This is a genomic window from Streptococcus infantis (assembly GCF_000960085.1).
Lineage (GTDB): Bacteria > Bacillota > Bacilli > Lactobacillales > Streptococcaceae > Streptococcus > Streptococcus infantis_C.
In genome coordinates, this window is sequence record NZ_JYGT01000007.1 from 102,619 (window position 1) to 118,882 (window position 16,264).

Below are 16,264 nucleotides of genomic sequence, written 5' to 3' on the forward strand. Positions count from 1 at the left end.
TTTTCTTAGGATTTATATAAAAAAATAATCCCTTTATAAACACCGAAACAGGGAGTGAGTAAAAGCTCATTCCCCATTTACGATATCTATAAAATTAAGGTTTTACGACTTCTGCCGCTTCTACTTTACCATTATTCATGGTCATCATGAAGGCTGTTTTCACAGTGTTGTGATCTGCATCAAAGCTTGTTTGACCTGTAACACCTTCGAAGTTTTGTGTTTTAGCAAGGTTGTTCTTGAGATCAACTGACGTTTTTGCACCTTTTGCTGCGTTAGCTACAAGGTAAACTGAGTCATAAGCAAGAGCTGCAAATGTTGAAGGATCTTCGTTGTATTTTGCACGGTAAGCTTCAAGGAAGGCTTTTGCTTTATCTGAAACATCAACAGTAGTTGAGAATCCTGAGATGAAGTAGATATTTGATGCGCGTTCAGCAGTTGCTTGTTGAACAAATTCTGCACCGTTAAATCCATCACCACCGATGATTGGTTTATCAATTCCCATACCACGAGCTTGGTTTACAATCTTACCAGCTTCTGTGTAGTAACCTGGCAACACGATAGCGTCAAAGTCTTTGTCTTTGATTTTTGTCAAAGCTGCTTGGAAGTCTGTATCACCTGAAACAAATGTTTCATCTGCTACGATTTCACCTGTAAATGAATCACGGAATGATTTTGCAATTCCTTTAGCGTAGTCACTTGAGTTATCTGTATACAAGACCACTTTCTTAGCGTTCAATTTGTTTGAAACGTAGTTTGAGATGATTTTTCCTTGGAAACTATCTTGGAAGGTTCCGATGAAAAGGAAATCTTGTCCTTTAGTCAAACCATCTTGCGTAGCACTTGGAGAAATCAATGGAACTCCAGCTTGTGTAGCATTTGCTACTGCTGCTGCAGTTGCACCTGAAGTCGCAGGTCCTACGATAGCTGCTACCTTAGATTGAGTCACAAGGTTTGTTGAAACAGAAGCAGCTTCAGCAGTTTCAGATTTGTTATCTTTGTCAACTACTTCGATTTGTTTTCCATCGATACCACCTGCTGCGTTGATTTCATCAACTGCAAGTTGAGCACCCTTTTGCTCAGAAGTACCGTAAGATGCTACAGCACCAGTTTCTTCGAAGTTGAAACCAATTTTTACAACTTTTTCATCAATTGGATTACCAGTTGTGTTTGAAGCTCCTGACTTCACTTCCCCACAAGCTGCTAAAAGAGCTGTACTTGCAAGAGCTACAAGTGACAATGCAAATTTTTTCTTCATGTTTATCTCCTTTTAATGTTCAATTTAAATTACATGTTAAGAATATACCGAATTATCAGAAAATTGTCAACAAGTTTCTCTCACTTTTTAAATGATAACGTTTTCGCTAGTTTTATATAGGTTCCCAACGAAAGGAGTTTCCAATTCTTGGATATGACAAACTCTCACTTTCTTGATAAATTTCTCTTTTCCTAAACGATTTACCAGCTCTTCTACTTCCTCTGTTGGGACATAAAGTTGTAGGTAACGATGTTTTTTTGAGTGGTAACAAATATCACCATAATTTGCGAGTTTTTTAGCATCGCGATTATAGTATAAATAGATAATCAGACCAGACCGATTCTCTTTTTGAAACATAATTCAACTTCCTTCTAACAATCTTCCTTCTATTATATCAAAAAAAACAAGCTCAGTCGAGCTTGCTTTAGTAGTTTAATTCAAAGAATTATTAGCCATAATTTCGTCAATAAAACCGTAGTCAAGAGTTTCTTGAGCACTCATCCAGTAATCACGTTCAGCATCTTTATGAATTTGCTCAACTGATTTACCAGAGTTATCTGCAAGAATTTGCTCCAAAGTCTTACGAGTTTTTAGCAAGTGTTCAGCAGCGATAGCCATATCTGTTTGCTGAGTACCACCACCTGTACCACCCATTGGTTGGTGAATCATGTACTCTGCATTTGGAAGCATGAAACGTTTACCTTTTGCTCCACTTGAAGCAATAATTGTTCCCATTGAAGCAGCCATCCCCATAACGATAGTTTGGACATCTGCCTTAATAAAGTTCATAGTATCAACGATTGCCAAACCAGCTGATACAGAACCACCAGGAGTATTTACATAAAGGTAAATATCTTTTGTACTATCTTGGGCATCCAAGAAAAGCAATTGAGCGATGACTGAGTTCGCCATATTGTCTTCGACTGGTCCAGTCAACATGATGATACGATCTTTTAAAAGACGTGAGTAAATGTCATAAGAACGTTCTCCACGACTTGTTTGTTCAATAACTACAGGAATCATTCATTTCTCCTTTGATTTCTATATTTTTTAGTCAAACGACTCGGTACAGGATTATTATATCTTTTTGGTCAAAAAAGGTCAAATTTTTGCTCCATTCTAAAGACAGACACAAAAATTCAACCTCCTTTCGAGACTAAAACCAATGAACAGTTTTAATGTATGCTTAGAATCTTATTTTGTACCGAACAAGCGGTCTCCTGCGTCACCAAGACCTGGAACAATATAGCCATGTTCGTTCAAACGTTCATCTAAAGCTGCAGTAAAGATTTCTACATCTGGGTGAGCTTCTTGAAGAGCTTTTACTCCTTCAGGAGCAGATACTAGGCAGACAAACTTGATGTTTGAAGCCCCACGTTTTTTAAGGGAATCAACAGCCAAGATTGCTGAACCACCAGTTGCAAGCATAGGGTCAACCACAAAGATTTGACGTTGGTCGATATCTTCAGGTAATTTTACTAAGTATTCTACTGGTTGAAGGGTTTCTTCATCACGGTACATACCGATGTGCCCAACTTTTGCCGCTGGAACCAAGCTTAATAGTCCATCTACCATCCCGATACCTGCACGTAAGATTGGAACAATCGCTAATTTTTTACCAGCCAATTGTTTTTGAACTGTTTTTGTGATAGGTGTTTCGATTTCAACGTCTTCAAGCGGAAGATCACGAAGTACTTCATATCCCATCAACATTGCAATCTCGTTAACTAACTCACGAAAAGCTTTTGTAGAAGTGTCAGTACGACGCAAGATTGACAATTTGTGTTGAATCAGTGGATGATTAATAACTTCAAGTTTTCCCATTTTAAGAATTCCTTCTTTCAATTTATTCTTCTTATTATATCAAAAAATGGCTTAAAAAGCTTTCTAAACCATTTATTTTTTTACAATTTCTAGATTAGGTGAGCCTCGTGGAGAGCTGCTTGTACTGTTTCAAGTGGTAAATGGGTTAACTCTGTTCCTTTTTCGCGATAAAGATGTTGAGCATAGTCATCCATGCGGTATTGGTTGATATAAACAACACGCTCGCAACCTACTTGAAGGAGTTGCTTGGTACAGTTGAGACATGGGAAATGAGTAACGTAGGCTGTAAAGCCCTTTGGAACGCCACGCTCTGCCCCTTGTAAAATAGCATTTACCTCTGCATGAAGAGTGCGGACACAGTGGCCCTCTATCACCAGACAGTCGTGGTCAATACAATGTTCTGTTCCTGATACAGAGCCATTATAGCCTGTTGAAACAACCTTGTTATCCTTAACTAAAACGGCTCCTACCTTAGCACGTTTACAGGTTGAACGATTGGCAATCAATAGAGCTTGAGCAGCGAAATACTCATCCCAAGCCAGTCTTTTTTCTGTCATAGTTTTTCTCCTCTTAACTTATTTTTTGAAAAATGGCAAACGTAAATCTGCAATTTTCTCAGCAGGAACCTTCATTCCATCCTTGATCCATTTTAGCAAAACGGATACGATGGCAGAACTCCAAAAAGAATGCAGATAACTGCTTACACCCTTTGATTTTCCATAATATTTTTCCAAAAATTCCTGCATAGCTTGCACAAAGATTTTTTCCAGGTGATAGTCCAGGGCAAGCTGAATAACCTTGGCTTCTTTCTTGGCTTCTCGAAAAAGATGAACCCAAACCAGATAGAGATCCGTTTTAACATCGTAATGACTCAATTGCTCCATGATGTTATGGACGCTACGTTTAAAGACACTTTCTAAAATCTCTTCTTTTGAATCATAGTTTCGATAAAAAGCTGCACGAGAAACGCCAGCACGCTTGACTAACTCAGAAATGCTAATCTTAGCCAACTCCTTTTTCTCCAAGAGTTGCAAAAGAGCTGTTTCAATCGCTTCTCTGGTTAGCAAATTAGATTCTTGATTGGATTTTCTAAGATTTTCAAGCGATTTTTCAGATATTTTACGTTCAGACATAACAATTTCTTTCTACTTGTGACAACAGAGAGGTACTACTTTTGTTTCAAGGGCTTTCATGATATAATTGTAAAAAAAGACAGAACCTTTGTCAATGTATAAGTGATAAAGATGGAGAATTTCTATGACTTGGAAGATTGTAGCTGACTCTGGTTGTGATTATCGCCAACTGGAAAACACTGCTTTTGATACTGAATTTGTCAGTGTCCCCTTAAAGATTCAGGTGGCAGATCAAGTCTTTGTCGATGATGCCAATCTGGATATCGATCAGATGATGGAAACTATGTATGCGACTTCTGAAGCTTCAAAATCAGCCTGCCCTAGTCCTGATGATTACTTACGAGCATTCCAAGGTGCCAAACATATTTTTGTAGTGACTATCACTGGAACTCTCTCTGGTAGCCACAATAGTGCTCAATTAGCTAAGAATATCTATCTCGAAGAACACCCTGATACTCAGATTCACGTTATTGATAGTTTGTCTGCTGGTGGAGAGGTTGACTTAATTGTTGAGAAAATCAATGACTTGATTCACCAAGGACTTTCATTTGAAGAGGTGGTTGAAGTTATTACTACTTACCAAGAAAAAACGAAGTTGTTGTTCGTTCTTGCTAAGGTTGATAACCTGGTTAAAAACGGTCGCTTGAGTAAGCTTATTGGTACAGTTGTCGGGCTCCTCAATATTCGTATGGTTGGGGAAGCAAGTGAAACTGGAACCTTGGAACTGCTTCAAAAGGCTCGTGGTACTAAAAAGTCCCTTCAGGCTACTTATGAAGAGTTGATCAAAGCCGGCTATGCTGGTGGGCGTATCGTCATGGCTCATCGTAGCAATGAAAAATTCTGCCAACAACTCTCAGAACTCTTGCGAGAAAAGTACCCGCAAGCTAATATTAAAATTATCCCTACTTCTGGGCTTTGCAGTTTTTATGCAGAAGAAGGCGGACTTCTTATGGGATATGAAATTGGTTAATCAATCTAACAAGGGATGACTTATCATCTCTTGTTTTTTTATGGTACAATACTTTTATGAAACATTTTGATACGATTGTCATCGGAGGTGGTCCTGCTGGAATGATGGCTACTATTTCCAGTAGCTTTTACGGGCAGAAAACACTTCTCATCGAAAAAAATAGAAAACTTGGAAAAAAATTAGCTGGTACTGGTGGTGGTCGTTGCAACGTCACTAACAACGGAACCCTGGATGACCTACTAGCTGGCATTCCTGGAAATGGGCGCTTTCTTTACAGCGTCTTCTCCCAGTTTGATAACCATGATATTATCAACTTTTTTACGGAAAATGGCGTCAAACTAAAGGTAGAGGATCACGGGCGTGTCTTTCCTGCTAGCGACAAATCTCGGACTATTATCGAAGCTTTAGAAAAGAAAATCTCTGAATTGGGCGGACAAGTCATGACTCAAACAGAGATTGTTTCTGTTAAAAAGATAGACGACCAGTTTGTCCTCAAGTCAGCAGACCAGACTTTCACTTGTGATAAACTCATTGTCACAACAGGTGGCAAGTCCTATCCTTCCACTGGTTCGACTGGTTTTGGCCACGATATCGCTCGCCACTTCAAACACACTATTACCGAGCTTGAGGCAGCCGAGAGTCCATTATTGACGGATTTCCCACATAAAGCCTTGCAGGGGATTTCACTGGATGATGTGACTCTAAGCTATGGCAAGCATGTTATTACCCATGACCTCCTCTTTACTCACTTTGGTTTATCAGGTCCCGCTGCTCTTCGTATGTCTAGTTTTGTCAAGGGTGGAGAAATCCTCTCTTTAGATGTCTTGCCGCAACTTTCTGAAAGTTACTTAGTAAACTTTCTAGAAGAAAATCGTGAAAAATCCCTGAAAAATGCATTGAAATCTTTATTGCCAGAACGCTTGGCTGATTTCTTCTCGCAAGGATACCCAGAAAAAGTCAAACAACTAACTGAAAAAGAGCGAGAGCAACTTCTCCAATCTATCAAGTCCCTCAAGATTCCTGTGACTGGAAAGATGTCCCTTGCCAAGTCATTTGTAACTAAAGGTGGCGTTAGTCTCAAAGAAATCAATCCCAAAACTCTGGAAAGTAAACTGGTACCTGGTCTTCACTTTGCAGGGGAGGTGCTGGATATCAATGCCCATACGGGTGGGTTTAACATTACTTCTGCCCTCTGTACCGGATGGGTGGCAGGAAGCTTGCATTTTGATTAAACTTTAAAGTAAGAAATCGGCAGAGAAACCTCCGCCGATTTTTATTTTGTCTGAGTTCGAACATAGTGGGCAATAACATCTGAAGTGTATTGAGCTGTTCCAGGTCCAAATTTATCAATATTTTCCTTAAACTCTGGGTTATAGACATAGCCTTTACCGATATGGCCGAATACCTCAATAGAGCAGTCGAATCCATAAGTACGGATGGCTTGCAAGAGTTTAGCGGCTTCTTCTTGATTTTCGGTTGCTGTTGTAGGTAGTCCATCTTTGAAATTTTGAGCCAGGGCTTGAAAGACTTGGTTGAAGGTTTCCGTAGCCTCATCTTCTCTACCAGTTTGACGTTCGAGAGCCTGGTCCATGACTTCTTGGCCATATTTCTCTACTGCCTCTTGGTGATATTTTTGATTGTCTTGATAGCTAAATCCAGTGAATTTTTCCTCAATAGTCATTTTTCTTTCTCCTTTTTGATCTTGAATGGTTTTTTGCAAGGTAGAAATCAAGGTATCTAGATGTTGCCTTTCTCGAGTTAGGTAATCCAACTGTCTTGCCAAATGTGGTAACAAGTCCGTCTTTTCTTCCTTCAATAGCTCTGCTATTTTTTCTAAAGAAAAGCCTAGATACTTGTAATAGAGGATAACCTGAAGTCGTTCTAAATCCTCTTGACTATAGGTTCGATAGCCATTTTCTGACTTTAAGGGGACCAAGAGTCCTATCTTATCATAATGGTAGAGGGTCTTGACGGAGACACCTGAAAGTTGCGCAGCTTCTTTGATATGGTACATGATTTCCTCCTCACATGAATAGTATATCCCCTTACCTTAGGGTAGAGTCAAGTATTTTATCATATTTTTTATGAAAACTTGAAAATCGCTTTCTTGACAGGCTTCAGAAAACATGATAGGATAATCAAGTCTATCAATCAAACAGAAGTCTCATAAAGAGCCATTGAGAGAATGCTATTTGATAACTCAAGTAGCCTTTTCTTATTTAGAAATAGATCGGAGTTTTAACGATGTCTGAAAAATCGCAATGGGGATCAAAACTGGGCTTCATCCTTGCATCTGCTGGTTCTGCTATTGGTCTTGGAGCTGTTTGGAAGTTCCCTTACATGAGTGCTGCTAATGGTGGTGGTGGATTTTTACTGGTCTTTCTTATCTCGACAATTTTAATTGGTTTCCCTCTTCTACTGGCTGAGTTTGCCCTTGGTCGAAGCGCTGGCGTGTCAGCAATCAAAACCTTTGGCAAGCTTGGAAACAATCAAAAGTACAACTTTATTGGTTGGATTGGTGCCTTTGCTCTTTTCATCCTTCTCTCATTTTATAGTGTCATTGGGGGTTGGATTCTGGTATACCTTGGTATCGAGATTGGAAGATTATTCCACCTAATCGGAAATGGAGATTATGCCCAGCAATTCTCTTCCATCATTTCTAATCCAGTTATTGCTTTAGGAGCTCAAGCAGCCTTTATCTTCTTGAATATTTTCATCGTATCACACGGCGTTCAAAAAGGGATTGAAAGAGCATCTAAGGTTATGATGCCCCTACTTTTTATCATCTTTGTCATTATTATCGGGCGCTCTCTTAGCTTGCCAAATGCTATGGAAGGTGTCGTTTACTTCCTCAAACCGGACTTTTCAAAACTAACAAGTGCTGGACTTCTCTATGCACTAGGTCAATCTTTCTTTGCTCTATCCCTTGGAGTTACAGCCATGCTGACCTACGCTTCCTACCTCGACAAGAAGACCAATCTGGTCCAATCAGGAATGTCTATCGTAGCCTTGAACATCTCAGTTTCTATCATGGCGGGACTTGCGATTTTCCCTGCGATGTCAGCCTTTAATATCCAATCTGAAGGTGGACCAAGTCTCCTCTTTATTGTTTTGCCGCAACTCTTTGACAATATGCCTTTTGGTACTATTTTCTATATTCTCTTTCTCTTGCTTTTCCTCTTTGCGACGATAACTTCCTCAGTCGTTATGCTTGAGATCAACGTTGGAAATATCACCAACCAAGACAATCGTAAGCGTGCTAAGTGGAGTATGATTTTAGGAATCTTGACTTTTGTCTTTGGTATCCCTTCAGCCCTATCCTATGGTGTGATGGCTGATGTCCATATCTTTGGGAAGATCTTCTTTGACGCCATGGATTTCTTGGTTTCCAACCTCCTCATGCCTTTCGGTGCTCTCTGCTTGTCTCTTTTTACAGGCTATATTTTCAAGAAAACACTGGCAATGGAGGAACTTCATCTTGATGAAACACCTTGGAAACAAGGACTTTTCCAAGTCTGGCTTTTCCTTCTTCGTTTCATCATTCCAATTATCATCATCGTGGTCTTTATCGCCCAATTTATGTAAATACAAAAAAGGACTTGAGAATATCTCTCAAGTCTTTTCTTTTTATGGATGGCTAACAATCAATTCTAGACCTTGCCCTTCCAAGGTCCAAGCTTCAACATCACTTGGTAAGATAAAGTGACTACCTTTTTGGATTGGATAGTCTTTTCCGTCTACAGTCAGTTTCCCTTGACCAGCCAAGACACTCAACAAGCTGTAATCAGCCGTCTTCTCAAAGTCAACTTTTCCAGTAATTTCCCACTTGTAGACAGCAAAGAAATCATTAGAGACAAGTAAAGTTGAACGCAAATCATCTGCTTTGACAGTCACAGGACGGCTATTTGCAGGCTCACCAATATTCAAAACATCGATTGATTTTTCGAGGTGAAGTTCACGCAAGTTGCCATTATCATCCTTACGGTCAAAGTCATAAACTCGGTAGGTGGTATCACTAGACTGTTGCGTTTCAAGGATTAAGATACCTGCACCGATAGCATGCATGGTCCCACTTGGTACATAGAAGAAATCTCCAGCCTTAACAGGAACCTTTGTCAGCAAGGCATCCCAGTTTTTGTCTTCGATTTGCTGGCGGAGTTCTTCTTTAGACTTAGCATTGTGGCCGTAAATAATCTCTGAACCTTCATCTGCAGCGATGATATACCAGCACTCTGTCTTTCCAAGTTCGCCTTCATGCTCTAGTCCATAAGCATCATCTGGGTGAACTTGAACACTGAGCCAGTCATTGGCATCAAGGATTTTGGTCAAGAGCGGAAATACAGGCTCAGGACGGTTGCCAAACAACTCACGGTGTTCTGCATACAAAGTAGCGAGGTCTGTTCCTTCATAGCGCCCATTGGCTACCTTAGACACTCCATTTGGATGAGCTGAGATCGCCCAATACTCACCAATCTTGTCATTTGGAATGTCGTAACCAAACTCATCACGTAGTTTAGTCCCACCCCAGATTTTTTCTTGCATTACAGAATTTAAAAATAACGGTTCTGACATCTTGATCTCCTGTCTGATTTTTCTCCCTTCATTATAGCAAAAAAAGAGTTCCAGTTGAACTCTTTTTCATATCTTATAAAGTAGGGAGAAGATTTTATAAAAATAGTAACGATATGGATTTCATACTTTTAAAAAATCTACAAGAAACTATTAGTTCACAAGATTTGGAAGAATGAACACTATAAAGAAAGCTAGAGCAACTATCAGAAAAACGAGGAAATAAGCTAAACATTTAGTCAGCCATGCATAACGACCTGGTTTTAAAGGTCTTTCTACGTAGGAATGTTTTGGTTTTTTAGGGTCATAATAAACAGCAACCTTACTACCCACTGGGAAATACTCTTCTAAAGGTGATTTGGTTAAAGAGATGAAACTGTTCCTATAAATTTTATATCTTAAAACCTGAGGAATTTCCCCATCTTCAAAATTATCCATTTTGACATCAGATACGATTGAACCTAAGGGAGTACTGATTGTATTTGAAATCGCATATAGAAATTTCGGACCTAAAACCTTGTATCGGTTCCCATCAACAGTGTACACGACAACTGGCAGGCTAATTCCGTTATAAAGAGCATAGGAATATCGGATAACAACTCCTTCCGTTCTTTCAGTGCATCTCTTGGCATTTCTGTAATTACTAAAGATAAAAATGTCGAACATGAAATAGGTGAAGGCAGCAAAGCCTAACGACATTAAGCCAAATAATAGAAAGAAAGTTGTTGGCATCTTTTTTCTCCTTAAAATATCATGATGCATCTATTTTAACAGAAAATACATAAAAAGAAAAAGACCGGATTGCTCCGATCTTTTAATAGTTCATATTCTCATATTCTGTTTTAAGAATCATTAAGGTTAACTTCAAATGACTAGGCATCCTATTTCATACGATAAAAATCAATGACTAGACCAGCAGGGCCTTTAACTAACAGGGATTCTGTTCCCCAATCCGTTTCACAAGGACCGTGTAAAATCTCGATACCAATCTCTTTTAACCGCTTCTGGTTCTGGTCGACATCCTCAACCTCAATGTGTAGAATGATTCCTGACTGAAAATTTTCCAAAGGAATCAAATGATTTTGGGATAACATGAGACAGTGACTGCCAATCGTGAACTGAGCAAAACTGTTATCAACATAGTCCGCCTTTTTATCCAAGATACTCTCTAATTCAGCACAGACTTGGGGAACATCTGACACGATAATATCTAATTGATTTAAATTCATTTACTGTCCTCCACAAAAAGACCGGATTGCTCCGATTTTTTTAAGTTCCACGAGAGGAATTATTTAATTGCTCGTGATTGCAATCCTTCTTCTTCTAAGAAGAGGCGGAATGGTACAAGCTCTTCAGCTTCGTATTTTTCCTTGAAGGCTTTGATTGCTTCTTCTGAGTGTTGTTTTGGATCCAACTCAAGTACTTCTACTGGAAGTGGACGATGTGGAGTGATGTGAGCATCGATAACAACAGTTTTACCTTCTTTGTTCAATTTAACAGCTTCTGCAACAACTGCATCGATGTCTTCGATACGGTCAACTGTAAATCCTACAGCACCTTGCGCTTCAGCGATTTTCGCATAGTCAGCATTAGGGAAGTCACAACCAAACAAGTGTTTGTTTGTGTCTTCGTATTTGTCCTTGATGAAGGCATATTTACCATTTGAGAAGACAACGTTGATAACTGGAAGGTCGTATTGAACGTTTGTGATAACGTCTGGGTAGCACATGTTGAATGCACCGTCACCCATGATGTTCCATACTTGGCGATCTGGATTGTCTTTCTTAGCAGCGATACCACCAGGAAGGGCAATACCCATTGTCGCAAAGAGTGGAGATGTACGCCACATGTTCTTAGGTGTCATGTGAAGGTGACGAGTAGATGTTTGAGTAGTGTCACCTACGTCGATTGAGTAGATAGCGTCTTGATCAGCATGTTTGTTGATTGCATTGTAGACTTGGTACAATTGCAATTCACCCTCAGTTTTACCTTCGAGTTTGTTCATGTAATCACGCCAGTTTTGGTTGTTCTTAACGTTTGCACGCCACCATGGAGTAGACTCAACTGGGTTTACTTTATCAAGGATAGCTTTAGCTGCTTGACCTGCATCACCAAGGATAGAAGCGTCAAGAGCGTGACGTTTACCAAGTTTGTAAGGGTCGATATCCACTTGGATGAATTTTTCAGTGTTTTTGAATGCTTGGTAAACTTCAGCAAATGGGAAGTTTGAACCAAGGAAAAGAACTGTGTCTGCTTCAAAGACCACTTCGTTGGCTGGTTTCCAACCAACACGGTAAGCAGAACCTGTCAAACCTTCGTAGTTCCATTCGAACGCTTCGAAGTTTTTACCAGTTGTGATGATTGGTGCTTTGATTTTACGTGACAATTCAGTGATTACTTCACCAGCTTTAACACCACCGTAACCAGCGTAGATAACTGGACGTTCAGCGTTGTTCAAAATTTCAACAGCTTTGTCGATTTCAACTTCGTTCAAAGCAGGAGCGATGAATGAACGCTCGTATGAACCTGAACCGTAGTATGAGTTTTCGTCGATTTCTTGGAAACCAAAGTTTACTGGAATTTCAACGACAGCTGGACCTTTTTTAGAAACGGCAGCACGGCAAGCTTCGTCAATAACTTTTGGCAATTGCTCTGCGTAAGCTACACGTTTGTTGTAAACAGCGATACCGTTGTACATTGGGTTTTGGTTAAGCTCTTGGAAGGCATCCATGTTCAATTCGTTAACTGGACGTGATCCAAGGATAGCAAGGAATGGAGTGTTATCCATAGCTGCATCGTAAACACCGTTGATCAAGTGAGTCGCACCAGGTCCACCTGAACCAACTGCAACACCGATAGATCCGCCAAATTTAGCTTGCATAACCGCTGCAAGAGCACCTGTTTCTTCGTGGCGAACTTGCAAGAAACGGATATCTTTGTCTTCAGCCAAAGCGTCCATAAGTGAGCTGAGTGTTCCTGATGGGATACCGTAGATAGTATCTACGCCCCATGTTTTCAATACGTTGAGCATTGCTGCAGATGCAGTAATTTTCCCTTGAGTCATAATGATAACTCTCCTTCAAAATAATTTCATATATTTACAAAAAACGCTTTTATATGTTATTTGAAAACGATTCAGTAAATTTACAATCCTAATTTATCACATTTGATTTTAGATTTCTAAGTATATGCTCAGAAACTTTCATTCTCTATTACAGTACAGTTTGGAAGCGTTTTGAAAATCTGTTTTAGAATAGAAAAAAGCGGTTAAGACCGCCTTTTTATACTCAATGAAAATAAAAGAGCAAACTAGGAAGCTAGCCGCAGGCTGTACTTGGGTACGGCAAGGTGAAGCTGACGTGGTTTGAATTTGATTTTCGAAGAGTATTAATCGACTTTAGTAAAATTAAGCATAAGAGAGCTGATTAGAACAGAAACTGAACTAAAGGCCATGGCCAATCCTGCAAGTTCTGGATTGAGCACTAAACCAAGTCCTGAAAAGACTCCTGCTGCAATCGGAATACCAATGAGGTTATAGATAGAAGCCCAGAAAAGATTGAGTAGAATACGATTAAAGGTCTTCTTACTCATATCAAAAGCACGTGCCAACCCTAGTAAATTATTGGTTGTAAGGACAAGATCTGCTGATTCAATGGCAATATCTGTCCCAGAGCCCATGGCAATTCCGACATCGGCTACACTGAGGGCCGGCGCATCATTGATACCATCTCCAACAAAGGCCAATTTGCCATTCTTTTGAAGTTTGTGAATTTCATGTGCCTTTTCCTCTGGCAAGACATTTGCAATCACTTCTTCTATCCCAATTTGCTCTGCAATCGCATGGGCTACTCCAGCATTATCTCCAGTAAGCATGACCGTTCTAAGGCCACGTTTTTTCAATTTGGCAATAGCTTCTCGAGCATTTTCCTTAGGGACATCCTGCAAGGCAATTAAGCCTTTTAACTGACCATCTACGGATAGGAAGACAACTGTTTTTGCTTCTTTCTCAAGCAAATCAAATCGTTCTTGATAATCATGTGGAATAGCAAGATCATCTAAGAGTTTGGCATTCCCCAGCAAGACTTGTTTACCATTAATAATCCCAGTCACACCTTTTCCATGCAAGGCTTGGAAGTTTTCCACTGGGTAAAGGCTAATTCCTAGTTCAGATGCACGATTAACAATAGCTTGAGCTAGCGGGTGTTGAGATACATCTTCCAGTGAAGCAGCCAAACTTAGCACTTCTCTTTCATCACCAATAACATCTGTCACTACTGGCTTCCCTTCGGTCAAGGTTCCTGTCTTATCAAAAACAACCGTTTGGACTTTTTGGATTTCCTGTAAAACTGTACCATTTTTGAGAAGAATCCCCATCTTGGCACTTCGTCCTGTTCCAACCATGAGTGCTGTCGGTGTCGCAAGTCCTAGTGCACAAGGACAGGCAATAATCAAAACAGCAACTCCGTAGAGAAGTGACGTCACAAAGCTTTCTCCTAGGAAAACAAACCAGATCCAAAAAGTAAGAAGTCCTAAAATGACAACTGCTGGTACAAAAATCCCTGAAATCTTGTCGGTCAAATCTTGAATAGGAGCACGACTCGTTTGCGCTTTCTTCACAAAGTCTACAATCTGAGCCAACATAGTCTCAGAGCCCACTTTTTCAGCTCTAAAGATGATTGTACCACTATTATTGATGGTTGAACCAATGACAGCATCTCCAACTGATTTATCGACTGGAATACTTTCCCCAGTCACCATTGATTCATCAATACTCGTTTCACCTTCTAACACAGTCCCATCAACGGCAATTTTTTCACCTGGTCGAACGCGAATGAGATCCCCAACTTTGACTTGTTCTAGAGGTATTTGAACATAAACATCATCACGCAAAACCTCTGCTGTTTTTGCTTGTAGGTCTAATAATTTTTCGACTGCCTGCGAAGTATTTTTTCGCATTTTTTCCTCAAAAACTGCTCCCAAAAGAATGAAGAAGAGGATAAATGCAGCACTTTCAAAGTAAACGGGCAGACCAGTGAAGAGGGCAACTAAGCTATAGAAATAGGCCACTAGGGTTCCCAGAGCAACCAAGGTATCCATGTTGGAATTGTGCTTTTTAAAACTAGCCCAGGCGCTTCTGATATATGGAACTCCAGCTACCAGCATAATTGGTGTTGTGGCTAAAAAGGTGCCCCAACGCATGACTTGGTGACTAATTCCTCCTGTAGACATCCCAATCATGAGAATCACAAGAGGCACAGTAAAGATACTAGTAATCCAAAAACGCTGTAAAAGACTGAGAGACTTTTTAGTTTTTTCAACAACGGTGTATGTCCCCTTTTGCATCCTCATGCCGCATGAAAATTCATGCTCACCCAAGTCTTGAGGAGTAAAACGAATGACTTTTTCCTCATCTTGAGCGATTGGTTCTAGGATTCCTTCTTCTTCGAAGAGAATCTCTTTATAACAGTTTGAAGGTGTCACACGATGAAAGGTGATCTCAGCAGGAACTCCTTTTTGTAGTTGAATATGGGCTGGATGGTAGCCTTTGTCTGCCGTGATACGGATTTTTTGAACACCATTTTCAAGACTTGCTTTTACAATTTCAGTCATATCATTCTCCTATTCTACAATCATCTTACCGTGCATCATATTCATGCCACAAGAGAAACCATACTCACCTGCTTCTTCAGGAGTGATTTCAACCACATATTGGTCTCCCATAGGCAGATCAGCATGCACACCAAAGTCTGGGAAAACGATTTGGTCCAAGCAAGGTGAAGGATCTTTTCGATCAAAAATAATACGAGCTGGTTGCGATTTTTTGAGGATAATAGTTCCTGGAGTGTATCCCCCCATGACTTCCACTCGAATTTCTTGATAGCCATTCTTTTGTTGAGCTCTCTTAGCATCTTCTTTCGGTTTTTTGAAAAACCAAAAGAGGATAAAAGCAATCAATCCTAGAACAATAATAGATACAAATAGATTTAACATAGCGTCTCCTTTACATACAATTACATCTTACTTCTGCCACAGCACTCGCTTTTTTCTTTGAAATCACTTCTTCCAAGCCTTCCAAGTCAGCCAGAGTAAAATCACATTCCATAATCAAATCAGCAAGTAACTGCTTCATCCTGCGGGAACAAACCTTGTCTTTGATATCCTGGACAAGTAACTTCTTGCTATCTTCCTGTGTCAACAGGGCTGAATAGATAAAGGACTTGCCCTGTTTTTCCCGAGTCAAACATTCCTTCTCCACCAAACGAGCCAAGAGTGTCTGGATCGTGGATTTGGACCAGCTAAACCTTTTCTCTAATACTTTTATGAGATCAGTACTAGTCTGTTCTCCCTGCATCCAGATAATCTTCATGACCTGCCATTCTGCATCTGAAATCTGCATCAGCACACCTCCAAAATCTACATTTGTCAATTACAATTACCAGTATACTCTCAAAATCTACATTTGTCAACTAAATTTCCTAAAAATTTTTAAAATAATTTGAAATGTATTAAAAT

General features: G+C 39.9%; 17 protein-coding genes. 3 read left to right on the forward strand and 14 right to left on the reverse strand.

The window, feature by feature from the left end:
- Positions 1–94 precede the first annotated feature (94 nt).
- From TZ94_RS03240 to TZ94_RS03265, 6 genes are all read right to left on the reverse strand, one after another.
- Positions 95–1,255 carry an ABC transporter substrate-binding protein gene (locus TZ94_RS03240; RefSeq protein WP_045614062.1) on the reverse strand — a complete coding sequence of 387 codons (1,161 nt, stop codon included), beginning with the start codon at positions 1,253–1,255 and terminating at the stop codon, positions 95–97.
- A gap of 87 nt (positions 1,256–1,342) precedes the next feature.
- On the reverse strand, positions 1,343–1,612 hold the full coding sequence (locus TZ94_RS03245; RefSeq protein ID WP_004252368.1) for a YlbG family protein: 270 nt from the start codon (positions 1,610–1,612) through the stop codon (positions 1,343–1,345).
- A 75-nt stretch (positions 1,613–1,687) separates the two neighbouring features.
- A complete protein-coding gene (clpP, locus tag TZ94_RS03250; protein ID WP_006148124.1) occupies positions 1,688–2,278 on the reverse strand; it encodes an ATP-dependent Clp protease proteolytic subunit ClpP in 591 nt (196 codons plus the stop codon).
- A 171-nt stretch (positions 2,279–2,449) separates the two neighbouring features.
- Positions 2,450–3,079 carry a uracil phosphoribosyltransferase gene (upp, locus tag TZ94_RS03255; protein WP_006150334.1) on the reverse strand — a complete coding sequence of 210 codons (630 nt, stop codon included), beginning with the start codon at positions 3,077–3,079 and terminating at the stop codon, positions 2,450–2,452.
- An 89-nt stretch (positions 3,080–3,168) separates the two neighbouring features.
- On the reverse strand, positions 3,169–3,636 hold the full coding sequence (locus TZ94_RS03260; RefSeq protein ID WP_045614065.1) for a deoxycytidylate deaminase: 468 nt from the start codon (positions 3,634–3,636) through the stop codon (positions 3,169–3,171).
- An 18-nt stretch (positions 3,637–3,654) separates the two neighbouring features.
- Positions 3,655–4,212: a TetR/AcrR family transcriptional regulator gene (locus tag TZ94_RS03265; protein WP_004252362.1), complete on the reverse strand. Its 558-nt coding sequence runs from the start codon at positions 4,210–4,212 to the stop codon at positions 3,655–3,657.
- Positions 4,213–4,336: 124 nt separating this feature from the next.
- Between TZ94_RS03265 and TZ94_RS03270 the strand changes: the two genes are divergently transcribed.
- A complete protein-coding gene (locus TZ94_RS03270) occupies positions 4,337–5,182 on the forward strand; it encodes a DegV family protein (protein ID WP_045614069.1) in 846 nt (281 codons plus the stop codon).
- Between the two features lie 56 nt (positions 5,183–5,238).
- On the forward strand, positions 5,239–6,414 hold the full coding sequence (locus TZ94_RS03275; RefSeq protein WP_045614071.1) for an NAD(P)/FAD-dependent oxidoreductase: 1,176 nt from the start codon (positions 5,239–5,241) through the stop codon (positions 6,412–6,414).
- A gap of 41 nt (positions 6,415–6,455) precedes the next feature.
- Here TZ94_RS03275 and TZ94_RS03280 read toward each other — a convergent pair whose 3' ends face one another.
- Positions 6,456–7,196 carry a MerR family transcriptional regulator gene (locus TZ94_RS03280; RefSeq protein ID WP_045614074.1) on the reverse strand — a complete coding sequence of 247 codons (741 nt, stop codon included), beginning with the start codon at positions 7,194–7,196 and terminating at the stop codon, positions 6,456–6,458.
- 230 nt (positions 7,197–7,426) lie between these two features.
- Here TZ94_RS03280 and TZ94_RS03285 point away from each other — a divergent pair, with 230 nt between their 5' ends.
- The gene (locus tag TZ94_RS03285; RefSeq protein WP_045614076.1) at positions 7,427–8,767 is read left to right on the forward strand and encodes a sodium-dependent transporter; all 1,341 of its coding nucleotides are present in this window, start codon (positions 7,427–7,429) and stop codon (positions 8,765–8,767) included.
- A gap of 42 nt (positions 8,768–8,809) precedes the next feature.
- Here TZ94_RS03285 and manA read toward each other — a convergent pair whose 3' ends face one another.
- From manA to TZ94_RS03320, 7 genes are all read right to left on the reverse strand, one after another.
- Positions 8,810–9,754: a mannose-6-phosphate isomerase, class I gene (gene manA / locus TZ94_RS03290; protein WP_045614080.1), complete on the reverse strand. Its 945-nt coding sequence runs from the start codon at positions 9,752–9,754 to the stop codon at positions 8,810–8,812.
- Positions 9,755–9,904: 150 nt separating this feature from the next.
- On the reverse strand, positions 9,905–10,483 hold the full coding sequence (locus tag TZ94_RS03295) for a DUF3592 domain-containing protein (protein WP_045614083.1): 579 nt from the start codon (positions 10,481–10,483) through the stop codon (positions 9,905–9,907).
- A gap of 149 nt (positions 10,484–10,632) precedes the next feature.
- Positions 10,633–10,980 (reverse strand): VOC family protein, encoded by a 348-nt coding sequence (locus TZ94_RS03300; RefSeq protein WP_004252348.1) that lies wholly within the window; start codon positions 10,978–10,980, stop codon positions 10,633–10,635.
- A gap of 59 nt (positions 10,981–11,039) precedes the next feature.
- The gene (gene spxB / locus TZ94_RS03305; RefSeq protein ID WP_045614086.1) at positions 11,040–12,815 is read right to left on the reverse strand and encodes a pyruvate oxidase; all 1,776 of its coding nucleotides are present in this window, start codon (positions 12,813–12,815) and stop codon (positions 11,040–11,042) included.
- A 323-nt stretch (positions 12,816–13,138) separates the two neighbouring features.
- A complete protein-coding gene (locus TZ94_RS03310; protein WP_045614089.1) occupies positions 13,139–15,361 on the reverse strand; it encodes a heavy metal translocating P-type ATPase in 2,223 nt (740 codons plus the stop codon).
- Between the two features lie 9 nt (positions 15,362–15,370).
- Entirely contained in the window at positions 15,371–15,742 is a 372-nt protein-coding gene (locus TZ94_RS03315) for a cupredoxin domain-containing protein (protein ID WP_045614092.1), read from the reverse strand.
- 10 nt (positions 15,743–15,752) lie between these two features.
- A complete protein-coding gene (locus TZ94_RS03320; protein WP_045614093.1) occupies positions 15,753–16,148 on the reverse strand; it encodes a CopY/TcrY family copper transport repressor in 396 nt (131 codons plus the stop codon).
- Between the last annotated feature and the right edge of the window lie 116 nt (positions 16,149–16,264).

What these genes read in the sequence shown, in the direction of transcription:
- TZ94_RS03240 (WP_045614062.1), bottom strand. Translation starts at nt 1,255, where the DNA reads ATGAAGAAAAAATTTGCATTGTCACTTGTAGCTCTTGCAAGTACAGCT.
- TZ94_RS03245 (WP_004252368.1), bottom strand. Translation starts at nt 1,612, where the DNA reads ATGTTTCAAAAAGAGAATCGGTCTGGTCTGATTATCTATTTATACTAT.
- clpP (WP_006148124.1), bottom strand. Translation starts at nt 2,278, where the DNA reads ATGATTCCTGTAGTTATTGAACAAACAAGTCGTGGAGAACGTTCTTAT.
- upp (WP_006150334.1), bottom strand. Translation starts at nt 3,079, where the DNA reads ATGGGAAAACTTGAAGTTATTAATCATCCACTGATTCAACACAAATTG.
- TZ94_RS03260 (WP_045614065.1), bottom strand. Translation starts at nt 3,636, where the DNA reads ATGACAGAAAAAAGACTGGCTTGGGATGAGTATTTCGCTGCTCAAGCT.
- TZ94_RS03265 (WP_004252362.1), bottom strand. Translation starts at nt 4,212, where the DNA reads ATGTCTGAACGTAAAATATCTGAAAAATCGCTTGAAAATCTTAGAAAA.
- TZ94_RS03270 (WP_045614069.1), top strand. Translation starts at nt 4,337, where the DNA reads ATGACTTGGAAGATTGTAGCTGACTCTGGTTGTGATTATCGCCAACTG.
- TZ94_RS03275 (WP_045614071.1), top strand. Translation starts at nt 5,239, where the DNA reads ATGAAACATTTTGATACGATTGTCATCGGAGGTGGTCCTGCTGGAATG.
- TZ94_RS03280 (WP_045614074.1), bottom strand. Translation starts at nt 7,196, where the DNA reads ATGTACCATATCAAAGAAGCTGCGCAACTTTCAGGTGTCTCCGTCAAG.
- TZ94_RS03285 (WP_045614076.1), top strand. Translation starts at nt 7,427, where the DNA reads ATGTCTGAAAAATCGCAATGGGGATCAAAACTGGGCTTCATCCTTGCA.
- manA (WP_045614080.1), bottom strand. Translation starts at nt 9,754, where the DNA reads ATGTCAGAACCGTTATTTTTAAATTCTGTAATGCAAGAAAAAATCTGG.
- TZ94_RS03295 (WP_045614083.1), bottom strand. Translation starts at nt 10,483, where the DNA reads ATGCCAACAACTTTCTTTCTATTATTTGGCTTAATGTCGTTAGGCTTT.
- TZ94_RS03300 (WP_004252348.1), bottom strand. Translation starts at nt 10,980, where the DNA reads ATGAATTTAAATCAATTAGATATTATCGTGTCAGATGTTCCCCAAGTC.
- spxB (WP_045614086.1), bottom strand. Translation starts at nt 12,815, where the DNA reads ATGACTCAAGGGAAAATTACTGCATCTGCAGCAATGCTCAACGTATTG.
- TZ94_RS03310 (WP_045614089.1), bottom strand. Translation starts at nt 15,361, where the DNA reads ATGACTGAAATTGTAAAAGCAAGTCTTGAAAATGGTGTTCAAAAAATC.
- TZ94_RS03315 (WP_045614092.1), bottom strand. Translation starts at nt 15,742, where the DNA reads ATGTTAAATCTATTTGTATCTATTATTGTTCTAGGATTGATTGCTTTT.
- TZ94_RS03320 (WP_045614093.1), bottom strand. Translation starts at nt 16,148, where the DNA reads ATGCAGATTTCAGATGCAGAATGGCAGGTCATGAAGATTATCTGGATG.